General features: G+C 55.0%; 22 protein-coding genes and 1 pseudogene. 13 read left to right on the top strand and 10 right to left on the bottom strand.

Annotation, left to right across the window (positions count from 1 at the left end; translation table 11 throughout):
- Positions 1 to 44: 44 nt before the first annotated feature.
- The 4 genes and pseudogenes from NPX02_RS16865 to NPX02_RS16850 form a co-directional block, all read right to left on the bottom strand.
- The gene (locus NPX02_RS16865; RefSeq protein ID WP_260294970.1) at positions 45 to 347 is read right to left on the bottom strand and encodes a HigA family addiction module antitoxin; all 303 of its coding nucleotides are present in this window, start codon (positions 345 to 347) and stop codon (positions 45 to 47) included.
- Positions 348 to 358: 11 nt separating this feature from the next.
- Positions 359 to 640, bottom strand: a complete 282-nt coding sequence (locus NPX02_RS16860) for a type II toxin-antitoxin system RelE/ParE family toxin (protein WP_260294969.1) — start codon at positions 638 to 640, stop codon at positions 359 to 361.
- Between the two features lie 257 nt (positions 641 to 897).
- The gene (locus NPX02_RS16855) at positions 898 to 1,308 is read right to left on the bottom strand and encodes a type II toxin-antitoxin system HicB family antitoxin (RefSeq protein WP_305792914.1); all 411 of its coding nucleotides are present in this window, start codon (positions 1,306 to 1,308) and stop codon (positions 898 to 900) included.
- A pseudogene (locus tag NPX02_RS16850) lies at positions 1,305 to 1,397 on the bottom strand (type II toxin-antitoxin system HicA family toxin); the annotation flags it as partial. The pseudogene NPX02_RS16850 and the gene NPX02_RS16855, both read right to left, overlap by 4 nt.
- A gap of 301 nt (positions 1,398 to 1,698) precedes the next feature.
- Between NPX02_RS16850 and NPX02_RS16845 the strand changes: the two are divergent.
- On the top strand, positions 1,699 to 3,093 hold the full coding sequence (locus NPX02_RS16845) for a Fic family protein (RefSeq protein WP_260294967.1): 1,395 nt from the start codon (positions 1,699 to 1,701) through the stop codon (positions 3,091 to 3,093).
- A gap of 550 nt (positions 3,094 to 3,643) precedes the next feature.
- Here NPX02_RS16845 and NPX02_RS16840 read toward each other — a convergent pair.
- Together NPX02_RS16840 and NPX02_RS16835 are read right to left on the bottom strand one after the other, a co-directional pair.
- Positions 3,644 to 4,150 (bottom strand): GNAT family N-acetyltransferase, encoded by a 507-nt coding sequence (locus NPX02_RS16840; RefSeq protein WP_260294974.1) that lies wholly within the window; start codon positions 4,148 to 4,150, stop codon positions 3,644 to 3,646.
- Complete coding sequence (locus tag NPX02_RS16835) at positions 4,147 to 4,425, bottom strand: type II toxin-antitoxin system TacA family antitoxin (RefSeq protein WP_260294966.1); 279 nt, start codon at positions 4,423 to 4,425, stop codon at positions 4,147 to 4,149. Before NPX02_RS16835 ends, NPX02_RS16840 begins: the two co-directional genes overlap by 4 nt.
- 348 nt (positions 4,426 to 4,773) lie before the next feature.
- Here NPX02_RS16835 and NPX02_RS16830 point away from each other — a divergent pair, with 348 nt between their 5' ends.
- The 12 genes from NPX02_RS16830 (at position 4,774) to NPX02_RS16770 (ending at position 15,001) form a co-directional block, all read left to right on the top strand.
- The gene (locus NPX02_RS16830; RefSeq protein WP_260294964.1) at positions 4,774 to 5,079 is read left to right on the top strand and encodes a nucleotidyltransferase domain-containing protein; all 306 of its coding nucleotides are present in this window, start codon (positions 4,774 to 4,776) and stop codon (positions 5,077 to 5,079) included.
- A complete protein-coding gene (locus tag NPX02_RS16825) occupies positions 5,072 to 5,458 on the top strand; it encodes a HEPN domain-containing protein (RefSeq protein WP_260294962.1) in 387 nt (128 codons plus the stop codon). The genes NPX02_RS16830 and NPX02_RS16825 overlap by 8 nt, the downstream gene beginning before the upstream one ends.
- 426 nt (positions 5,459 to 5,884) lie before the next feature.
- Entirely contained in the window at positions 5,885 to 6,325 is a 441-nt protein-coding gene (locus NPX02_RS16815; protein ID WP_305792913.1) for a pilin, read from the top strand.
- A 76-nt stretch (positions 6,326 to 6,401) separates the two neighbouring features.
- Positions 6,402 to 8,096: a PglL family O-oligosaccharyltransferase gene (locus NPX02_RS16810; RefSeq protein ID WP_260294960.1), complete on the top strand. Its 1,695-nt coding sequence runs from the start codon at positions 6,402 to 6,404 to the stop codon at positions 8,094 to 8,096.
- 516 nt (positions 8,097 to 8,612) lie between these two features.
- On the top strand, positions 8,613 to 10,325 hold the full coding sequence (pilB, locus tag NPX02_RS16805; protein WP_260294959.1) for a type IV-A pilus assembly ATPase PilB: 1,713 nt from the start codon (positions 8,613 to 8,615) through the stop codon (positions 10,323 to 10,325).
- A gap of 5 nt (positions 10,326 to 10,330) precedes the next feature.
- Complete coding sequence (locus tag NPX02_RS16800) at positions 10,331 to 11,572, top strand: type II secretion system F family protein (protein WP_260294958.1); 1,242 nt, start codon at positions 10,331 to 10,333, stop codon at positions 11,570 to 11,572.
- 32 nt (positions 11,573 to 11,604) lie between these two features.
- Entirely contained in the window at positions 11,605 to 12,483 is an 879-nt protein-coding gene (locus NPX02_RS16795; RefSeq protein WP_260294957.1) for a prepilin peptidase, read from the top strand.
- A gap of 126 nt (positions 12,484 to 12,609) precedes the next feature.
- Positions 12,610 to 12,849, top strand: a complete 240-nt coding sequence (locus NPX02_RS16790; RefSeq protein ID WP_260294956.1) for an addiction module protein — start codon at positions 12,610 to 12,612, stop codon at positions 12,847 to 12,849.
- A complete protein-coding gene (locus tag NPX02_RS21635) occupies positions 12,846 to 13,145 on the top strand; it encodes a type II toxin-antitoxin system RelE/ParE family toxin (RefSeq protein WP_260294955.1) in 300 nt (99 codons plus the stop codon). Before NPX02_RS16790 ends, NPX02_RS21635 begins: the two co-directional genes overlap by 4 nt.
- A 190-nt stretch (positions 13,146 to 13,335) precedes the next feature.
- Positions 13,336 to 13,929, top strand: coding sequence for a dephospho-CoA kinase (gene coaE, locus NPX02_RS16780; RefSeq protein WP_260294954.1), 594 nt, complete (start codon positions 13,336 to 13,338; stop codon positions 13,927 to 13,929).
- 89 nt (positions 13,930 to 14,018) lie between these two features.
- A complete protein-coding gene (zapD, locus tag NPX02_RS16775; RefSeq protein WP_260294953.1) occupies positions 14,019 to 14,798 on the top strand; it encodes a cell division protein ZapD in 780 nt (259 codons plus the stop codon).
- Positions 14,799 to 14,803: 5 nt separating this feature from the next.
- Positions 14,804 to 15,001 (top strand): DNA gyrase inhibitor YacG, encoded by a 198-nt coding sequence (locus NPX02_RS16770; RefSeq protein ID WP_260294952.1) that lies wholly within the window; start codon positions 14,804 to 14,806, stop codon positions 14,999 to 15,001.
- Between the two features lie 298 nt (positions 15,002 to 15,299).
- Here NPX02_RS16770 and NPX02_RS16765 read toward each other — a convergent pair whose 3' ends face one another.
- The 4 genes from NPX02_RS16765 to argJ form a co-directional block, all read right to left on the bottom strand.
- Complete coding sequence (locus tag NPX02_RS16765) at positions 15,300 to 15,563, bottom strand: type II toxin-antitoxin system RelE family toxin (RefSeq protein WP_260294951.1); 264 nt, start codon at positions 15,561 to 15,563, stop codon at positions 15,300 to 15,302.
- Positions 15,550 to 15,783 carry a CopG family transcriptional regulator gene (locus NPX02_RS16760; RefSeq protein ID WP_260294950.1) on the bottom strand — a complete coding sequence of 78 codons (234 nt, stop codon included), beginning with the start codon at positions 15,781 to 15,783 and terminating at the stop codon, positions 15,550 to 15,552. Before NPX02_RS16760 ends, NPX02_RS16765 begins: the two co-directional genes overlap by 14 nt.
- A gap of 156 nt (positions 15,784 to 15,939) precedes the next feature.
- Positions 15,940 to 16,887, bottom strand: a complete 948-nt coding sequence (locus NPX02_RS16755) for a Nudix family hydrolase (RefSeq protein WP_260294949.1) — start codon at positions 16,885 to 16,887, stop codon at positions 15,940 to 15,942.
- 369 nt (positions 16,888 to 17,256) lie between these two features.
- The gene (argJ, locus tag NPX02_RS16750; protein WP_260294948.1) at positions 17,257 to 18,465 is read right to left on the bottom strand and encodes a bifunctional glutamate N-acetyltransferase/amino-acid acetyltransferase ArgJ; all 1,209 of its coding nucleotides are present in this window, start codon (positions 18,463 to 18,465) and stop codon (positions 17,257 to 17,259) included.
- Between the last annotated feature and the right edge of the window lie 287 nt (positions 18,466 to 18,752).

The following is an 18,752-nucleotide window of genomic DNA, read 5'->3' as shown; positions in this document are numbered from 1 at the left end:
GAGTAACGGAAGCCAGGTAGGCCTAAGCAAACCGTTAACCTAACTCAGGCCGCTCGTGGGTGAACCTCTTGCTCCAGTTTTTCGCCCAACTCGATCACCGCCTTACGCAGATCGTAGTCGGCCTGCAGGTTCATCCAGAACTGCGCGGTGGTGCCGAAGTAGCGCCCCAGCCGCAAGGCGGTATCCGCAGTGATAGCGCGCTTGCCGGCGATGATGTCGCTGATACGGGTGCGGGGAACACTAATATCCTGCGCCAGCTTGTAGGCGCTCAGATTCAGCTCTTCCAAAAATTCTGTCTGCAGGATCTCGCCAGGGTGCACCAGGAGATCAGGTGATTCGTAAGTCATGGGTCGCTCCTCTAGTGGTAGTCCACTATCTCGACGTTATAAGCGCTGCCGTTATCCCACTCAAAACATACCCGCCACTGTTTATTAATGCGGATGCTGTATTGGCCCTCTCTATCGCCGACAAGCGCCTCAAGGTGGTTGCCCGGCGGTTTTTTCAAATCATCTCGCTCGACGGCGGCGTTGAGCATGACCAGTTTTGTGAAGGCCCTTTTGTGGATATCTGCCGAAAGACGTTTGGGCTTCTTGCCGTTGAACAACTCTTCTGCTCGCTTGTCCTTGAATGATTTGATCATGGGGAAATAGTAACGTGATGCGATACGTTCCGCAATACGTTACGCCAATTATACTAATGAAGAGGCAGGCCAGGAGTCTGTAGGGCTTAACACTGGGGGCCGGAACTCTTCACGCGTACAATGCAAGACCTGACCCCGCGATCCCCTGGCAAAATCAGCTACCACCACCGGCACTACAGAATATTATTCCCTGACCCACATTCACCGCTGTCCCCCTTGGATCTGGGATAGGGCAGCACCTGATTTTGTACAACCGATTACAATGCATTTTCAGCCATCTCATTCAAGGCCGCCTTGGCCAGAAAACCGGATCGAGTCAGATGGTGTGCGCTTGCGTAAGCATCAATGCGGTACACCAGTGATTCCGGCAAGGAAACATTGAGTCGCACTGTTCTGGTTGAAACCAGGGATGGGTTTACCTCGACCACGGCCCACAGCCAGCCATCAAACTCAGGATTTGACCGATGATCGCCCAACAGTCCGGGCTTGGGTACCTTTCCCTCATCATCCAACACGGTCTCCAACCAGAGCTCGATCGCTTCCTTGGCGTTGTCGATAGCCTCATCTAACGTGTCTCCGGCAGAGAAGCAACCTGGAAGATCGGGGGCTACCACCCCCCAGGCGGTGTTTTCATCGCCCGGTTCTATAGCAATGGGATATCTGATCATTTCAAACCTGCCTGCTGCAGTAGCTTGTCAACCAAACCTTTTCCAAGATCCTTTTTTGGGTGTGGAACGCTTACGTGCCCCTCCCGGTCTGTAGCTGTGAAGGCGTCGGAGTCAAACCAGGTTCAGTCGGGTGACTTGACGCACGGCGGGTGGCTGGTTTGACTCTGACACCTGGGGGTTGTGAGATCCCTTCACCGAACGCAGTTCACACCCTGCCGGCTTTAAGTTGCTTGATGAGTTCCGCACTCTTCATGGTGTGTAATTACACACAACATGGACTCACGCACCAGGAGAAAAGCTTGCACGACACCATTAATGTCGCGATGATGGCTTCGCGACACATCAACCGTGTTAGTGTCGCTATTTTGATAATGCGCGACAGGAGGAACATTGGCCAGACCTATCCCGACAGACGCCTATGAATCAGTACTTGAAGCGATTGCCCGCTTTCCAGACGGAGCTCGTATCGAGCAGATTGAAGAAAACCTTGATGCACCTCCCAATCGGCGGACTCTGCAACGCTGGCTCAACAATCTGATTACTCAGGAGCGTGTGCGACGCGAGGGCCAAGGGCGTGCGGTCAAGTATCTGCGCGGCAAGGTGGTCAGTGCGACGGCACAGGCCACTGTAAAAATGACGGCAACGGCTCACGCTGAAATCCTGATTCCTCTGTCGCCCGAAGCGAAGGAAGTTGAAATACTGGTTCGGAAACCCTTGATGCTGCGCAAGCCCATCGGCTACAACCGGGCGTTTCTGGATGACTACCGACCAAACGACACCTACTACCTCACCCAGGAAATTCGAGATGAATTGCTTTCACAGGGGCAAGCCATCAGCAGTAATGAACCGGCTGGAACGTACGCGCGGCAACTGGCTCATCGCCTACTGATTGACCTTTCCTGGAACTCCAGTCGACTCGAGGGGAACACCTACTCCTTACTTGAAACAGAACGACTGATTTCGGCTGGCGAGGCAGCAACAGGCAAGGATGCGCTCGAATCGCAAATGATCCTGAATCACAAGGAAGCCATCGAGTTTTTGATCGACTCGGCGGGTGAAATTGGCTTCAATCGCTATACTCTGCTCAATCTGCACGCATTGCTGTCTGACAACCTGCTGGACGATCCTACCGCCAGTGGCCGGTTGCGCACTATCGCAGTCGGCATTGGACAAACCACATTCCTACCGCTGGAAGGGCCACAACGGATCGAGGAGTGTTTTGACCAGGTGCTCGATACGGCCGCTGCGATACGAGACCCCTTCGAACAGGCGTTTTTTGCGATGGTGCACTTGCCCTACCTGCAGCCATTTGAGGACGTCAACAAGCGGGTTGCACGCCTGGCTGCCAACATTCCTCTGATTCAGCGCAACCTCTGCCCACTATCCTTCGTCGATGTATCACAGTCCACCTATATCAGTGCCATGCTAGGCATCTACGAACTCAATCGTATTGAGTTGCTGTGTGATGTGTTTGTCTGGGCCTACAAACGCTCCTGCGCCCGTTATTCGGCAGTGCGGCAGTCTTTAGGCTATCCTGATCCTTTCCGTTTGCGGTACCGTCAGTACATTATTCAAGCAGTCGCGGACGTGGTACGCGAAAAATTGAGTAAGACGCAAGCCGTCAGCCATATCCAGCGCTTCGCACAAGAACAGATCGAAGCGCCGGATCGCGAGCGTTTCATTGAGGTGGTCGAGACCCAGCTACTCAGTCTTCACGAAGGAAACATTGCCCGCTACCGCCTGCGGCCCAGTGAATTTCATAGCTGGCGTGGGATCTGGAAATAAATCTAGAAAATTGGTAACTACTCACTCCCCGTCATCCCGCACGCCTGCCGACGGCGCCCACGGGGAGCCCCATGACCTGTTTTCGGGGTAGGATGCCGGTGAGCTTGCGAACCGTATCATTGGCTCGCCGCCAGACCGATGCGGTTCGTTTTACTCACCGCATCCTACGGGTTATAGTTTTGCAGGTGGAACTCTGCAAAACTACACTGGGTACCCGCCTGCACAGGCATAATGGGGGTAAGTAGTTACGAAAATTGGATCGACGATATCGCTGCAAAGCTGGCAGAACTCGATCGAGCCATCGAGGCAGACAACTGTTTACTGGTCGCACAAGCCCGCCTGGAAAACCTCACCCTGATTACACATGACCGGGCAATAGAGGCCTATGATGTGGCCATGCTCATGATATGAGAACACCACCATCCAAAATGTTTGCCTGCCCTCTGCAGTTTCCATCGAAAAATCAGCTGACGCCACCGGCATATTAGAGAATGCTGTTCCCTGACCCGCATTCATCGGAGAATATTGTTCTCCGATCCGCATTTCGCAGTCAGCCCGCCAGCAAAACCTTCAGATCCTTGAGCATCAGGAACAGGTGGTAGCTATCGGTGGGGCTCGGCTCAAACTCCCAGGCTTTGTACCACTGCCGTGCGGCATCATCCTTGGCGTGAACCAACAGGCAGCGAATACCAGCAATATCAGCAGCCTGGGCGGTACGCAGCAAGGCATCCTTGAGCAGCGCACTGCCCAGCCCTTTTCCCTGGTGGTCGTTGTCCACCGCAAGCCTTGCCAGAATCATCACGGGCACCGGGTGCCGCGCCAGCCCCTGCATCACCCTTGCCGGCGCCGATCCGGGATCGACGCTACCCACCGCAAGGCTGTAAAAACCAACAACTTCACCCGCACCGCAGCAGACGTAGGTCTGAGCGCTGTTGGCTTTTTGGTTGACGAGCGCGTAGCGCTGCAGAAACTGGTTCAGCGCTGGCTGACCACAGTCGAATCCATCGACTGCATCGGCAGCACTGAGTTTGCGGACCGGTTCATACACTGCACTCAGCCAAGCACGCCAGGCTCTGTGAGCAGTTTCTTCAACCGTGGCTTGGCTTGAGCCGGGCGATCCAGGGCCTCCTGAAACGCCTGCCATTGCTCGTCGTCGAGAAGAAAATGGTGACGGTCGGCCAGCGCCTGGTTGGCTGCTGTCACGCCGGCATCCAGCAGGAACTCGCTGACATTCTTGTGACAGGAGCGAGCGGCTTCCTGCAGGAGATGCTTGACGGAGCTGCTAGTGCGGACATCAATCCGTTCGGTTTTCGAGTGTTTCAAGGGGCCCATGGCGACTCCCGGGTTCTGATACTTGGCACCACAATATAACGTCCGGATAATGTACTGACAAGTAAAACATCAACATTCTGAATAAGGCACGTGCCATATGAACAAGCGAGACAAACAAGCCCTGCAAAACTACCTGAAGCACGTTCAACCCGAACGCAGCAAAACGCATAAGGCGCCTTGCGTCCACAGAGTCACCCTCTGCCACCCTGGCAAGCTCATCTGCCACCATGGGTATATTAGAGAATATTGTTCTCTGACCCGCATTCCGGTTGCACCATTATCCTCGCGCAGACATTGTTTTTCCCTTAGACTCTGGGGAGCAATATCGGAGGATGGAAGGTGTCTGACGTGAGTTCAGTCCAAGAAAAGGCTGTCCAGACCTTGGTGGAAATGGCACACCCCGAGCGCATCATCCTGTTTGGATCTCACGCGCGCGGGGATGCTCGGCCGGACTCGGATCTGGATTTCCTGGTAATCGAGTCCGAGGTAACAGACCGGGCGAAGGAGATGGTACGGTTGCGCCGGGCTCTGCGGCCGTTACGCATACCTGTCGATATTCTGGTGTATTCCACCAGTGACGTTGCCCGCTGGGGCGATCAGCCAGGCAGCGCCCTTTATTGGGCATTGCGGGAAGGCAAGATCCTCTATGGGTGAACCGACATTTGCAGAGATCCTTTTACAGAGCGCGGAACAGGACCTCCTGGCCTATTGCAAGCTGAAGACCGACCCGGAGATCGGTGATGCACTACTCGGTTTTCATGCTCAACAAGCGATAGAGAAATCGCTAAAAGCCGTACTGTCGAGCGCGGGAATCGCTTTTCGCCGCACCCACGACATCGTTGAACTGATGGACCAAATTGCCGATTCGTCACTACCCGAACCACCGAACGCGGATCATCTTGATGAGTTGAATCCCTACGCAGTGGAGATGCGATATGGCTTGGTACAACCCGGGGTGCTTGACCGAGAGGGAACGCACCAGACTCTGGACGCTGTCCTGAACTGGGCACAGGAATCCGTTGGCGCCCAGTGAAAGCCGCAACGCCCCCTCATTCACATTGCGGAGAGAAACCGCACATCGACCGGGATGCCCTGAAGCATAACCTTGGTCCGGAAACTGCTCCCACATTCTGTCGGGATCGATAAACGGCATGAGCGGGAATAGGCCAGGGTGACAAAATCCGTCACATTCTGACGCTAGCATGCACACCCTAAGGGAAGTGGTTCAGCATTGCGTCAGCGGAACGTCCATTACAACAGAGTAACTCACTGTTTTAATTGATAATATTATTCTATCCTGGAAAGTAGTAACGGAATTGGCCTGGCGCGTGCATACTATTTGGTACACAGATGAGATGTTCGGTTTAAGTGAGAGATAGGTCGCAGTTTCCATGGAAGGGCTAAAGTTAAGATTGGCCCGCCCGATAAGCAACTACTATAGAAAATACGGAGTTTTACCATGAAAAAAGTACAAGCCGGTTTTACATTGATCGAACTGATGATCGTTGTGGCGATTATTGGTATTTTGGCGGCCATCGCCATTCCCGCGTATCAGGATTACACGATTAAGGCCAAGGTGACCGAAGCGGCATCATTGACGCAAGCTGCTCGTACGGCAGCCGCGGTAATGTTTAATGAAGGGACGCTTAGCGCGAGTGCCACCAACGTTGATTTTGGCCTGGACGCTACTGCTACTAATGTAACGGGCAAGTATGTTACCTCCGTTACTGCTGTCGGTACTGGCTTGACGACGGCAACAATAACGATCGTGATGCGAAATACCGGCAATGCCGCGGTTGATGGAGCAAATGTTGTCTACACGGTTACCTGTGGCGCAAATACGCAATGCGCGACGACAGTCAGCGGGTCCGTTCCACCGAAATACCTGCCTAAGACCTGAGTATAGTTGACAGGGCCTTGGTAATAAAATGCCGCCGATCTATTAGATCGGCGGCATTTTTATTTTGAGTATATAGATGGTTACTATCGCTGCTGCAATTTTGCGATTTTTTAAGAGTACCGCGCCGATTTGGGCAGTATTCAGTGTATTGCTGATCGCAATCGGTTGGCTATTACCAAATCATACTATGCCTTGGACATCATTCCACCAAGAGGCATGGATAAGCCTTGCATTTCTCCCACTGGGCTTAATCGGAATTATAAAAGCTCCCGCAAAATTTCCACTGGATTGGTTTGGCTGCTTATTGGTAACTATCTGCACAATCCCACTGATTCAGTTTGCTTTTGGAGAAATAGCATTTTTCGGGAGCGCGTGGCTAAGTAGTCTGTACCTATTGGGTTTTTTAGGGGCATTTTTTGTCGGGAGATTTTGGAATCTAGACCATCAGTGGCAAATCGTTGATTTGTTGTGTCTGGCAATAGCGGTCGCTTCTGTAATCTCTGTTTTTCTTCAGCTCTATCAATTCTTCCAATTGGATGGGCTTCGGATATGGGTCATCGACACACCAGGCCGATATCCTGCTGCAAATGTCGCGCAGCAAAATCAACTTGCTACCTTGTTGCTCTTGGGAGTGGTATCCGTCTTTTGGGCGCGCATCAGAGTCAAAATAAGCTGGTTTCTCGCGGCGCCTGTGCTTTTGTTGCTTGGCATGGGCTTGGCACTCACCGGTTCAAGGACTGCAGGACTAGGTGTGGCGGTAATCGTCGCCGCGTTTTGGTATTGGGGGCGGTTGTGGACCGATAAGAAAATACCGTGGGTTGCGTTATTATTTGCGATTTACACGCTTATTTGTGCCTTCCTGATCAACTGGTTTTACGATATTTTGCAGGGAGACGGGGGCTTGGTTCAATCCCAGATATCAAAGGCTGTCTCCGATCCGCGTATTACAATATGGAAGCTGCTGACCGGTGCACTCATGGAAAGGCCGCTCTGGGGTTATGGGTGGGGAAATGTCGCTGAAGCACACATCTTTGAGGCATTAAATTACCCGCCGCTCCATATAGTTTTCTCTTCTTCACATAATCTATTTCTCGATATTTTACTCTGGTGCGGGATTCCGATTGGTGGCTTTATAATTATAAGTTTAGTTTTTTGGCTATATCGACAGTTTCGGCGAGTGAACACGGCTGAGAGGGCAGTTTCACTTTGCTTTTTATTGGTTGTAGGCAATCACTCGATGCTTGAATACCCTTTGCAGTATGCGTATTTTTTGCTTCCTGTGGGCGCAATTGCCGGTGCGTTGAGTGTGAGTCGTGGCGGTGATGCTGCAATAGTATGGATGCGCAAGCGTTATGTCGTATTGATGGTGTTGTCATTAATCGTGGCGCTAGTTATTACCATCGCAGACTATTTTAAGGTTGAACATAGTTATCGCCTTCTTCGTATGGAGTGGGCGGGTTTGACCCTTGATCCGGATGCGAAGCCTCCGAGTGTCCTTGCACTAACCCAGTGGAACCATGTGATCAAGCTTGCCAGGATGTCGCCCCGGAGGGGGATGAGCGACGATGAGCTAGAGGAGTTAAGGAATGTGGCGCTTTATGCACACAAGCCGCTAGATTTTCGGAATATTTCCTACTCTTTGGTGTTAAACGGCAGAAAACCAGAAGGGGAGATATGGCTCAATCGGCTTTGTAGCGTCGGTTTGGTGAAAAACTGCGAATTGTCTCGGCAAGAATTCAAGGCCATAAGTGCAAATACTATTAAAAATTAATCTTCATGAAGACCCCCCCATACCCGATTAGTTGCACACTGTGCGGCGAATCCAGCCCCGGCAAGGTAGTGCGGTTCGCAAGTTTATCGGCGCATTTCGACATACAAATCGAAATAGTGCAGCCCTAACACGAGTGCGAATAGCCGAGTGTTTGGTCATAGAGTAGTCCATGGAGCGGTCGGCGGGCACGGCCCATCCTGTAATTCTCAAAAATCGAGTACGTGGGATGGCGGTAAACCACTCCTGCAGAAACACAGCCATCAGACAACACCTGACGGGTATATAACCAATATATTCGCATTGCACAATCATTAAAAACAATAGGTTGCGATCCAAATAACACAAACTACTTGAAAAATAATCCATAATTGGCTATTAGGCTTGGAAAGGGTATAGTTTTCATCAATTAAAGGTAAAATACTGGGAGAAGGAGCCGATAGAATAGTCGGCAGGACTGTTCCAGACGTTATAATCATCCAACCCAAGCCACATCACTGTCCAGAAAACTTGATCCAGATGACGACAGCAACCCAGAAAATAGCATTGAGCGGTCTCCCTCGACGACTTGTCGAGGACAATTTGCTATCCGAAGAGGTTGCGCAAAAATCCATTTTAGAGTCCGCCAAAAAACGCCAGCAATTCGTCACCTATCTGGTCGAAAACAAACTCGTCGGCAGCAACAGCATCGCCCTCTCGGCCTCACAGGAGTTCGGGGTACCCCTGTTTCAGCTTGAAGCCCTCGATATGTCCGTTGCTCCAATAGGGCTGGTCGATGAGAAACTGATTCGTATTCACCACGCCCTGCCGATTTTCCGCCGCGGTAATCGACTCTTCCTGGCCGTTTCAGACCCCACCAATATTCAGGGCCTCGATGAAATCAAGTTCCACACCGGACTGGCGATCGAGGCGATCGTGGTGGAAGAGGAGAAACTGGTTCGGGCGATTGAGATTGCCCTGGAAGCCAAGGACACCAGCATGTCGGATCTGCTGGATGCGGACCTGGACAATCTGGATATCTCTTCCGGGGAGCCGGATACCCAGAAAAAAGAGGGCGATCTGGATGTCGACGACGCCCCGGTGGTCCGGTTTGTCAATAAGATGCTGCTGGACGCCATCAACAGCGGGGCATCGGATATTCACTTTGAGCCCTATGAAAAGACCTTCCGCGTCCGGTTGCGCCAGGACGGTATCCTGCATGAAGTCGCCTCTCCGCCGATCAACATCGCCTCGCGCCTGACCGCCCGCATCAAGGTGATGTCCCGCATGAATATCGCCGAGCGGCGTGTTCCCCAGGACGGCCGCATCAAGATGAAGCTTTCCCGCAACCGGGCCATCGATTTCCGCGTCAACACCTGCCCCACTTTGTACGGTGAAAAGGTGGTGCTGCGTATTCTCGACCCGGCCAGCGCGCAATTGGGTATCGAGGCGCTCGGCTTTGAACCGGAGCAACAGCGGCTGTTCGAGACGGCGATCAAGAAGCCCTACGGCATGATCCTGGTCACCGGACCGACCGGCAGCGGTAAGACGGTCTCCCTCTATACGGCATTGAATATGCTGAACAGTGAAGGGGTGAACATCTCGACCGCCGAGGACCCGGTGGAAATTCAGGTGGCGGGCATCAACCAGGTGAATGTGAATGTCAGGACCGGGCTGACCTTCGCCGAAGCGCTCCGCGCCTTCCTGCGCCAGGATCCCGATATTGTGATGGTGGGTGAGATCCGCGACCTGGAGACGGCGGAAATCGCCGTCAAGGCGGCCCAGACCGGCCACCTGGTCCTCTCGACCCTGCACACCAACGATGCCCCGCAAACCTTGACACGCCTGGCCAATATGGGGATCCCGCCCTTTAATATTGCATCGTCTGTGCTACTGATCATGGCCCAGCGTCTGGCCAGGCGACTCTGTGAACACTGCAAGACCCCGGACGAGATTCCCCGAGAGGCGCTTCTCGAAGAAGGCTTCAAAGAGACCGAACTGAAGCACCTTACTGTCTATAAAGCCGTAGGATGTGACCGCTGCACTCTGGGTTACAAGGGACGTGTTGGTATATTCCAGATTATGCCCATCTCCTCCGCCATGGAAAAACTGGTGATGGAGGGGTGTAACTCGTTGCAACTGGAACAACAGTCGAGAGATGAGGGTATTCTCACCCTCAGGGAGGCTGGATTGAACAAGATCAGGGCAGGCATCACCAGCCTGGAAGAAATCAACAGGGTTACCAAGGATTAACCGATATGGCCACCGCTACCGCCACAAAAAAAGCCCCCAAGGCCGAAAAGGCCTACGTATACAGTTGGGAGGGCGCCGACAAGCGCGGCAAACGGATCAAGGGGGAATCGCGTGCCGCCTCACTGGCGCTGGTGCGGGCCGATCTCAGACGTCAGGGGATAAACCCTTTAAAAGTAAAGAAAAAAGCAACTGCCATTTTCAACACAAAAAAGAAAATAACTGCTGGCGATATTGCGGTTTTCTCCCGGCAACTCTCCACCATGATGGAAGCCGGCGTGCCGCTGGTACAGGCATTTGATATTGTCGGTCGCGGTCACAATAACCCGTCCATGCAGGATCTGCTTCTTTCGATAAAAGCGGATGTCGAAGGCGGTACCGCCCTGGCCGAGGCACTGGCAAAACATCCGCTCTATTTTGATGATCTGTTCTGCAATCTGGTACGCGCCGGCGAAGCTGCCGGTGTACTTGAAGGACTTTTGGATAAAATCGCCACCTACAAGGAGAAGACCGAATCGCTGAAGGGGAAAATCAAGAAGGCATTGTTTTACCCGGCCGCCGTGATCATCGTTGCCCTCATTGTAACGGCGCTTATTATGATTTTTGTGATTCCCCAATTTGAGAGCCTCTTCTCCAGCTTTGGGGGGGACCTGCCCGCGTTCACCAAAATGGTGGTCGCCATGTCAGAATGGATGACAAGCTATTGGTGGCTACTGCTAGGCGCTATTATTATAGCTGTCTATAGTTTTTCATACACCTTTAAACGCTCGCGAAAGATGCGCCAGTTTATCGATCGAGCGCTACTCAAAACACCCATCATCGGGGTTATCCTGAATAAGGCCTCCATCGCCCGGTTTTCCCGTACCCTGGCAACCATGTTTGCCGCCGGTGTGCCGCTGGTCGAGGCGCTGGAATCCGTTGCCGGCGCGACGGGTAACACCATCTACAGTGATGCCGTCATGCGCATGCGTGAGGATGTGGCGACCGGTCAGTCACTCCAACTCAGCATGAAACAACAACAGCTGTTTCCTCACATGGTCATCCAGATGGTAGCGATTGGCGAAGAATCAGGCGCATTGGATCATATGCTGACCAAGGTGGCAGACTTCTTTGAAGAGGAAGTGGACAATGCGGTTGATGCGCTCAGCAGCCTGCTGGAGCCCTTTATCATGGTAATCATCGGCACCCTGGTGGGTGGCCTGGTGGTGGCCATGTACCTGCCGATCTTCAAGATGGCATCGGTTATTTAATAACCTAACCAGACATTCGGCAAAATAGTTTGATGAACCTGCTTTCGGTTTTCCAGCAAAGCCCGTTGCTCTTTGCCTTTTCCGGCACACTCCTCGGCCTGTTCGTCGGCAGCTTCCTGAATGTGGTCGCCTATCGCCTGCCCAGGATGATGGAGGCCGGCTGGCGGCAGCAGTGCCATGAGTTTCTCGATCTCGAGGCGGATTCCGGGGAGTCCGCGCCGCCGTTGAGCCTGAGCCGCCCCGGCTCCAGCTGTCCCCATTGCGGCCACAAAATCCGCGCCTGGGAGAATATCCCGGTGATCAGCTGGCTGCTGCTGCGGGGTCGCTGTTCCGCGTGCAAGCAGCCGATTTCAGCCCGATATCCGCTGGTTGAACTGGCCACCGGCCTGCTCTCGCTGGCCGTGGTGCTCCATTTTGGCTTCAGCTGGCAAACGGTAGCGGCACTCCCGCTGACCTGGGCCCTGATCTCCCTGACCCTGATCGATTTCGATGAGCAGCTGCTGCCGGATTCCATTGTGCTGCCGATGCTCTGGCTTGGCCTGCTGCTCAGTCTGTTCAACCTCTTCACCGACAGCCATTCGGCGATTATCGGCGCGGCGGCCGGTTATCTCTCCCTGTGGACGGTGTTTCAACTGTTCAAGCTGATCACCGGCAAGGAGGGCATGGGCTATGGCGATTTCAAGCTGTTCGCGCTGTTCGGCGCCTGGTTCGGCTGGCAATCGCTGGTGCAGATTATCCTGCTCTCGTCCGTGGTCGGTGCGGTGGTGGGGATCCTGCTGATCCTGATCCGCGGGCGCAACCGGAATATTCCCATTCCCTTCGGTCCCTATCTGGCGGCGGCGGGCTGGATCAGCCTGATCTGGGGCGACCGGATCAACGCGGCTTATCTGCAGTGGGCGGGATTGGCCTGATCTTTATTCGGTGCGAGGATGAGTTTGTCATCTTCAATGTTATGTGCTTCGACAAATCCACCGCACCTTTGCATCGTCGAGGGTTCAGAATACAATGTGGTTGGGGTCCATTGAGTGGAGACCGGTATGAGTAATCTGTCGAAAGCTATCGAATCTGAGGCGCTTGCGTTGCCACTGGAGGAGCGGACGCGCTTAGCGATCCACCTGTTGGAAAGCATTGAATCACGTCCCGTGTCCGACCCGAAGAAGGTAGAAGCAGCGTGGGTAGCCGAGTCAAACCGCCGTTACGAGGCATATCTCCGCGGGGAAGAACAAGCTATCCCAGCGGAGGATGTTTTTGCTGAGCTTCGGGAAGACGATCATTGAAGCGTGTCAAGTTTCTTGCGTCAGCTCGCGAGGACATACGTCACGAAAAAGCCTTCTATCGGAAAATAAGTCCTGAACTTGCGCAGCGATTCCAATCTGCCGTGGAAAGCGCAGTTTTATCCGCGGCGGAGAATCCACTCTCGATGCAGGTTTTGGATTTTGATATGCGACGTTGGCCAGTGGACGGATTTCCGCATGGCATACTGTACCGGGCGGAGTATGATTTCATACTGGTCTTATCGGTCTTTCATCCAAGCCAAGACCCAGAAAAGTGGCATCATCGGGCACGCACATAACGATCCAGTTTACGCAGCTCTTTGGCCGCCGCGTCGTCAAATTCAACGGTCCATGCCAAGATCTTGCTCCAGCTCGTCTAGTGTCAAGCGTTTTCCCGGGTTCACCAGTTGATGGATGGCAAGATACTTATCTCTCCATGAGAAGAATAATCATCCAGAAGATTTTTACCGATAGCCGGAGGAATGCGTCGTGTTTATAGTCGGACTCACGGGTGGCATCGGTTGCGGCAAGAGTGCGGTAACCGACTGCTTTGCCGCGTTGGGCGTACCCGTCATTGATGCCGATGTGGTGGCACGGGAGGTCGTCGAACCCGGCCAGCCGGCGTTACGGGAGATTGTCGAACAGTTTGGTCCCGAGGTGTTGCGCGCCGACGGTTCCCTCGACCGCGTCCTGCTCCGGGAGCACATTTTCACCCATCCCGATGCCAAAACCCAGCTGGAGGGAATCCTGCATCCCAGAATCCGTGCGGAGATGCGCCGCCGGCTGGGTGCATTCAACACCCCCTACGCCATCTTCTCCATACCGCTGCTGTTCGAGACCGGGCAGGACAGGAGTGTCGACCGCATACTGGTGGTGGACTGCCCTCCCGAGTTGCAGATCAGCCGGGTCACTCGGCGCGACCACACCAGCGAAGCGCAGACGAAATCCATCATTGCCGCCCAGATCGAGCGGACAAGCCGCCTGGCCCGGGCCGATGACATTATCGATAATTCGGGCAGCCTCAATGACCTGCGGCCGATAGTTGAACAACTCCACCAGAAATACCTTAAACTTGCCAGCTGACGAGGTTATAGTTGTCAGAATCGGTATAATATACAAGATTGTCGAATCCAGGCACCGGTCCCGGTGTCGCAATCAACAGACATGGCCTCATGCAACCAGCCGTTTCAGACAAAATCATCTATGAGCATCCGCTCAATGAGAAGACCAGAACCTTTCTGCGTCTGGAGCACCTGTTTCGCCAAGTCGATTACCACATCCCCCAGCCCAGTACCTGGGACAGCCGAGCCGCCATCACCAGTCTGATGGACATGGTGGCCATCTTTTCCCGCGCCGACATCAAGACCGACCTGATCAAGGAGCTGAAGCGGCATCAGGATAAGCTGGCGAGCATCCGCGCCATACCGGATGTCAACGAGGAGCGCCTGGATCAGATCCTGCGCGAGTTGAGCCAGGTTTACAGCCGGCTTCAGCAGCACAGCGGGCAGCTGGGCCAGGAGCTGAGAGAGAACGAATTCCTCAAAAGCATCACCCAGCGCAGCAGCATTCCGGGCGGGAGCTGCGCCTTCGATCTGCCCCTGTACCATTTCTGGCTGCAACAGCCCTTTGAACAGCGCCACCAGGAGATCGTGGCCTGGCGGCAGACCCTGGAGCCGGTCTTTACCGCCGTGAGTCTGCTGCTCTCACTCATCCGCGGCAGCACGACGCCCACCCGCGAAATCGCCGCCGGGGGATTTTTCCAGCAGAGCCTGGATGCCCAGTCACCGGCCCAGCTGATCCGGGTCGGGCTACCCCGGGAGAGTCAGCTGTACGCCGAGATCAGCGGCGGAAAGCACCGTTTCACTATTCGCTTCATGGAGCAAGCGACAGAGGAGCGTGCCACCCAGACCAAGCAGGACATCACCTTCTTCCTCAACTGCTGTATTCTTTAAAAACCATGGGAAATGAACCGAAAATCGTACGCTGTCCGATCTGTAAGAAGGCATTCGACTGGCACAGCAATCCGCAATCCAGACCGTTTTGCAGCGAGCGCTGCCGCCTGATCGACCTGGGTGACTGGCTGGAAGAGAAGCACCGCATTCCAGACAACAGCCCGGCAAACCCCTTCCTGCCGCCCGAGGATGATCACAGTTAGAGCGCCTGGAACACCCGTAGGTTGGGATGATGCACGAACCCCGGCATCATGGTGCAGACGCGTGAAGAGACCACACTATTCACGTGGGCCTTTGGGCCTGTCAAGAAATAAAGGTCACATCTTGCTGGTCTTTTCGTCCGCCTTCGGCGTTACGGCAAGACTTACATAGAACGACTATGCGCGCCTTGCCGTGCCTTGAAGGCAAACGGCCTCTTCAATAAAATCTGTGGCCGGCGCAATCTGTAACCTTTATTTCTTTCCAGGCCCTTAAAATAAATCCGCCCTTTTTCCCGACTATTCAGCCGCGCTGGTATACATGCCTTCGGTGTCCGACCTTGACAACCGTAACGATCAGATACTCATCCGTCACCTCATAAATTATGCGGTATGCCCCTTGCCGAATTCGATAACGCTCTTGCCCGGATAGCTTTTCACTGCCTGTCGGGCGGGGATTCTCTTGCAACGCTTCAATGTGTTGAAGAATACGGACAACGTCCTTATTTGGGATGGATCGAAGATCCTTTGAAACAGATTTCTTTATAACAAGTTTATAATTTTCCATGAGCCTTCAGGTCGTCCAGCAAGGCTTCATAGCTCATTGTCGGCTCGGAAACCCGTTCCTCAAATGCCGCCAAATCTTCTTGATCTTCCGCCAGTGCTGCCCGAACGGCATCATTGACAATGTCGGAAACCGTACGGTGCGTAAATGCCGCCTTCAGCCTAATTGCGGCATGCAATTTAGGATCAAAATATATTGTTGAACGCTTTGAAGTTTCGCCCATAGCTTTCTCCTTATGAGATATAACACCACGACATTATAACGTCATAACATCAAAATGACACCCGCACCACTCCTGAAAACCGGTCATAGGGTGTCCACGGGTACCGCAGGCGAGGCGCAACCCGTATCTAGCCTCCCTCATCCCGCTCCAGAATTCTTAATCATCACTGGCCCAGAGAGCGCTGATGGCGGCGATACCCTGCCCGCCGTGTTCCAGGACGACTTCAATCTGGCCCGGGCCCATGCCGCCCAAGGCGTAGACCGGGATGTTGGACGCGGCCACGATCAGGGAGAACCGCTCCCACCCGAGCGGCCCGGCCAGGGGATGAGAGGTGGTGGGCAACACCGGGGAGAGTACGCAGAAATCCGCATTGATCGCCATCGCCTGGCGCAGTTCTTGCGGATTGTGGCAGGAGGTGGCAACCCATCTGTCATCGGTAAGTGGACGCTCACTCAACCCCGCCAGTTGCCGGCTGTTGAGATGGATGCCATCCGCATCCAGTGCCAGCGCCAGTTCCACCGGGCAGTTCACCAGCAGTTGCGCGCCGTGTTGCCGGCACAGCGCCAACGCCTCAGTAGCCAACGCCGCATAATCGGCGCGCGCGAGATCGGGCGCCCGCAGCTGCACTAGCCGCAGACCGCTAGCCAGGGAGACTTCGAGACGCCGGAGAAATTGTCCGGGAACGGCAGGATCGGGACCGGTGATCAGATATTGTTGCGGCAGTCTCAAGGCGGTGCAGATGGGACGGTCCGCCGCCGGCATGGCGTAGTGGGGTAGATGTTCGGGTAAAACCCACTGCAACGGTTGTCCCTCCAGGCCGAGCGGGTGACCGGAGTAGCGGAGGACCCGGTGCACATCCAGTCGGACCGCTTTATCCGGATAGTGATGGGTGACATCGATCAGCGGTTGGTGAGCGCTAACTTCAATACCCAGCTCTTCGCGAATCTCCCGGCGCAGCGCCCCGGCCAGATCCTCACCCCGCTCTACCTTGCCACCGGGGAACTCCCAGAGACCACCCTGGTGGGCAGCCTCGGGGCGACGGGTCAGGAGTACCCGGCCGGCGGCGTCCTGGATTACGGCAACGGCAACGTGGATCGGCAGCATATATTGTCCTGATTACCCACCAGGTTCACTTATGGTTGGGCACCCTTTATAAACCCGCGAATGAACGCGAATAAATGCATATAGTCGCGTAGGGTGGGTACGTGGTCTGTGCCCACCTTTTTGCCTCGTACCGTGCCTTCCGCGTGGGCACAAATAGCGTGCCCACCCATCTGGACGTAGGAGGGGTGGAGCGCCCCCATGAACTCTCCACCGGCTCCGTCTCCGGCGCGCAACCCATCGCGAACCTCCATCCGCCTCCGAAGATGGGTTACGGCGCGCCCGACCACCGCGAACAGCCATCAACAAGAGTGCCGCGCCTCCACCCATCCTACACGCGCATTCATCCGTATTTGTGGGTAAAGGGTAGTACTAGGTCCGATACTCCGCGTTGATCTTCACATAATCGTAAGAGAGATCGCAGGTCAGCACGCGGGTCATCGCCTCTCCCCGGCCCAGGGCTACCCGGATGGTCAACTCGCTCTGCGCCATCACCCGCTGGCCGGCCGCCTCCGTGTAGTCCGCCGCCCGACCGCCATCGCGCACGATGCAGACATCATCCAGCCAGATACGGATCTGGTCGATATCCAGGCCTTCGATACCGGCACGTCCGACAGCGGCAAGGATACGCCCCCAGTTGGGGTCGGAGGCAAACAGCGCGGTCTTGACCAAAGGGGAGTGGGCAATGGTGTAGGCCACATCACGGGCCTCCGCCTCGCTTGAGGCGCCCTCGACCCGCACCTCGACCAGCTTGGTCGCACCCTCCCCATCCAGCACGATGGCCCGGGCCAGCTCCATGCAGACCTCCTCCACCACAGCATGGAATCGGGCGAAGTCGTCTGAGGTCCTGTCGGTGATGGGTGAGCACCCACTTACACCGGAGGCCATCAGGACGCAGGCATCATTGGTGGAGGTATCGCCGTCAACGGTAATCGAATTGAACGAGGGCGCGACCGCCGACTCGAGACAATATTGCAGCAGCTGTCGGTCGACCAGGGCATCGGTGGCGATGTAGGCGAGCATGGTGGCCATATCCGGACGGATCATGCCCGACCCCTTGGCCATGCCCGTTACGGTGACTGTCTTGCCGGAGAGCTCCAGCTGCCGCGAAATCAGTTTGGGAACCGTATCGGTGGTCATGATGGCGCGCGCTGCCCGAGCCCAGCCCTGTTCCGAGAGGGCGGTTAGCGCATCGGGCACCGCCACGGCGATCCGGTCCACTGGCAACGGTTCACCGATCACCCCGGTGGAGAACGGCAGCACCTGGTTGATGGCACAGGCCCTGGCGGCGGCCACGGACTTGCAGGACTCCCGGGCGGCCCGCAGGCCGGGATCCCCGGTTCCCGCGTTGGCGTTGCCGGAGTTGATCAGCAGGTAGCGGGGCATGGTGGCGGAGAGATGCTCGCGGGCGACCACCACCGGTGCCGCGCAGAAGGCGTTGCGGGTGAATACCCCGGCGCAGGTGCTTCCCTCGGCCAGTTCAATAATCACCAGATCATCACGGTCCCGATACTTGATTCCGGCGCCTGTGGCGCCCAGCCGGATCCCGGGAACCGGCGCAAATTCCAACGCTTCGCTCATTGAGTCAAATCCGCCAATATTTGTTTGTTGACTACGGTGGATATGCTGTCGCCTGTCCACCCTACATCCTCATCCTGCTCGCAGTCGCGTAGGGTGGGCACCTAGTCTGTGCCCACCTTTTTTTACAGGGATGGACTTATGCCGCGTAGGCCATGGATGGCCGGAAGCGACTTTACCCCGTGCCGCACCTTCCGCGTGGGCACAAAAAGCGTGCCCACCCTACCAAGCTTGTTGTAGATGTAGGATGCCGGTGAGGCACGAACCGCATCAAGCCTTACCACCAATGA

This window comes from Sedimenticola hydrogenitrophicus (assembly GCF_025175675.1).
In the GTDB taxonomy this organism is placed as follows: domain Bacteria; phylum Pseudomonadota; class Gammaproteobacteria; order Chromatiales; family Chromatiaceae; genus Sedimenticola; species Sedimenticola hydrogenitrophicus.
Note: the sequence above shows the minus strand (reverse complement) of the source record. Positions and strands in the feature narration are given on the sequence as shown.

Excerpts from the sequence above, each read along its gene's own strand:
- NPX02_RS16795 (WP_260294957.1), top strand. The coding sequence starts at position 11,605 with ATGAACCTGCTTTCGGTTTTCCAGCAAAGCCCGTTGCTCTTTGCCTTT.
- NPX02_RS16770 (WP_260294952.1), top strand. The coding sequence starts at position 14,804 with ATGGGAAATGAACCGAAAATCGTACGCTGTCCGATCTGTAAGAAGGCA.
- NPX02_RS16790 (WP_260294956.1), top strand. The coding sequence starts at position 12,610 with ATGAGTAATCTGTCGAAAGCTATCGAATCTGAGGCGCTTGCGTTGCCA.
- NPX02_RS16760 (WP_260294950.1), bottom strand. The coding sequence starts at position 15,783 with ATGGGCGAAACTTCAAAGCGTTCAACAATATATTTTGATCCTAAATTG.
- NPX02_RS16865 (WP_260294970.1), bottom strand. The coding sequence starts at position 347 with ATGACTTACGAATCACCTGATCTCCTGGTGCACCCTGGCGAGATCCTG.
- NPX02_RS16825 (WP_260294962.1), top strand. The coding sequence starts at position 5,072 with ATGGGTGAACCGACATTTGCAGAGATCCTTTTACAGAGCGCGGAACAG.
- NPX02_RS16755 (WP_260294949.1), bottom strand. The coding sequence starts at position 16,887 with ATGCTGCCGATCCACGTTGCCGTTGCCGTAATCCAGGACGCCGCCGGC.
- pilB (WP_260294959.1), top strand. The coding sequence starts at position 8,613 with ATGACGACAGCAACCCAGAAAATAGCATTGAGCGGTCTCCCTCGACGA.
- argJ (WP_260294948.1), bottom strand. The coding sequence starts at position 18,465 with ATGAGCGAAGCGTTGGAATTTGCGCCGGTTCCCGGGATCCGGCTGGGC.
- NPX02_RS16765 (WP_260294951.1), bottom strand. The coding sequence starts at position 15,563 with ATGGAAAATTATAAACTTGTTATAAAGAAATCTGTTTCAAAGGATCTT.
- NPX02_RS16860 (WP_260294969.1), bottom strand. The coding sequence starts at position 640 with ATGATCAAATCATTCAAGGACAAGCGAGCAGAAGAGTTGTTCAACGGC.
- NPX02_RS16835 (WP_260294966.1), bottom strand. The coding sequence starts at position 4,425 with ATGGGCCCCTTGAAACACTCGAAAACCGAACGGATTGATGTCCGCACT.
- zapD (WP_260294953.1), top strand. The coding sequence starts at position 14,019 with ATGCAACCAGCCGTTTCAGACAAAATCATCTATGAGCATCCGCTCAAT.
- NPX02_RS16810 (WP_260294960.1), top strand. The coding sequence starts at position 6,402 with ATGGTTACTATCGCTGCTGCAATTTTGCGATTTTTTAAGAGTACCGCG.
- NPX02_RS16855 (WP_305792914.1), bottom strand. The coding sequence starts at position 1,308 with ATGATCAGATATCCCATTGCTATAGAACCGGGCGATGAAAACACCGCC.
- NPX02_RS16815 (WP_305792913.1), top strand. The coding sequence starts at position 5,885 with ATGAAAAAAGTACAAGCCGGTTTTACATTGATCGAACTGATGATCGTT.
- NPX02_RS16800 (WP_260294958.1), top strand. The coding sequence starts at position 10,331 with ATGGCCACCGCTACCGCCACAAAAAAAGCCCCCAAGGCCGAAAAGGCC.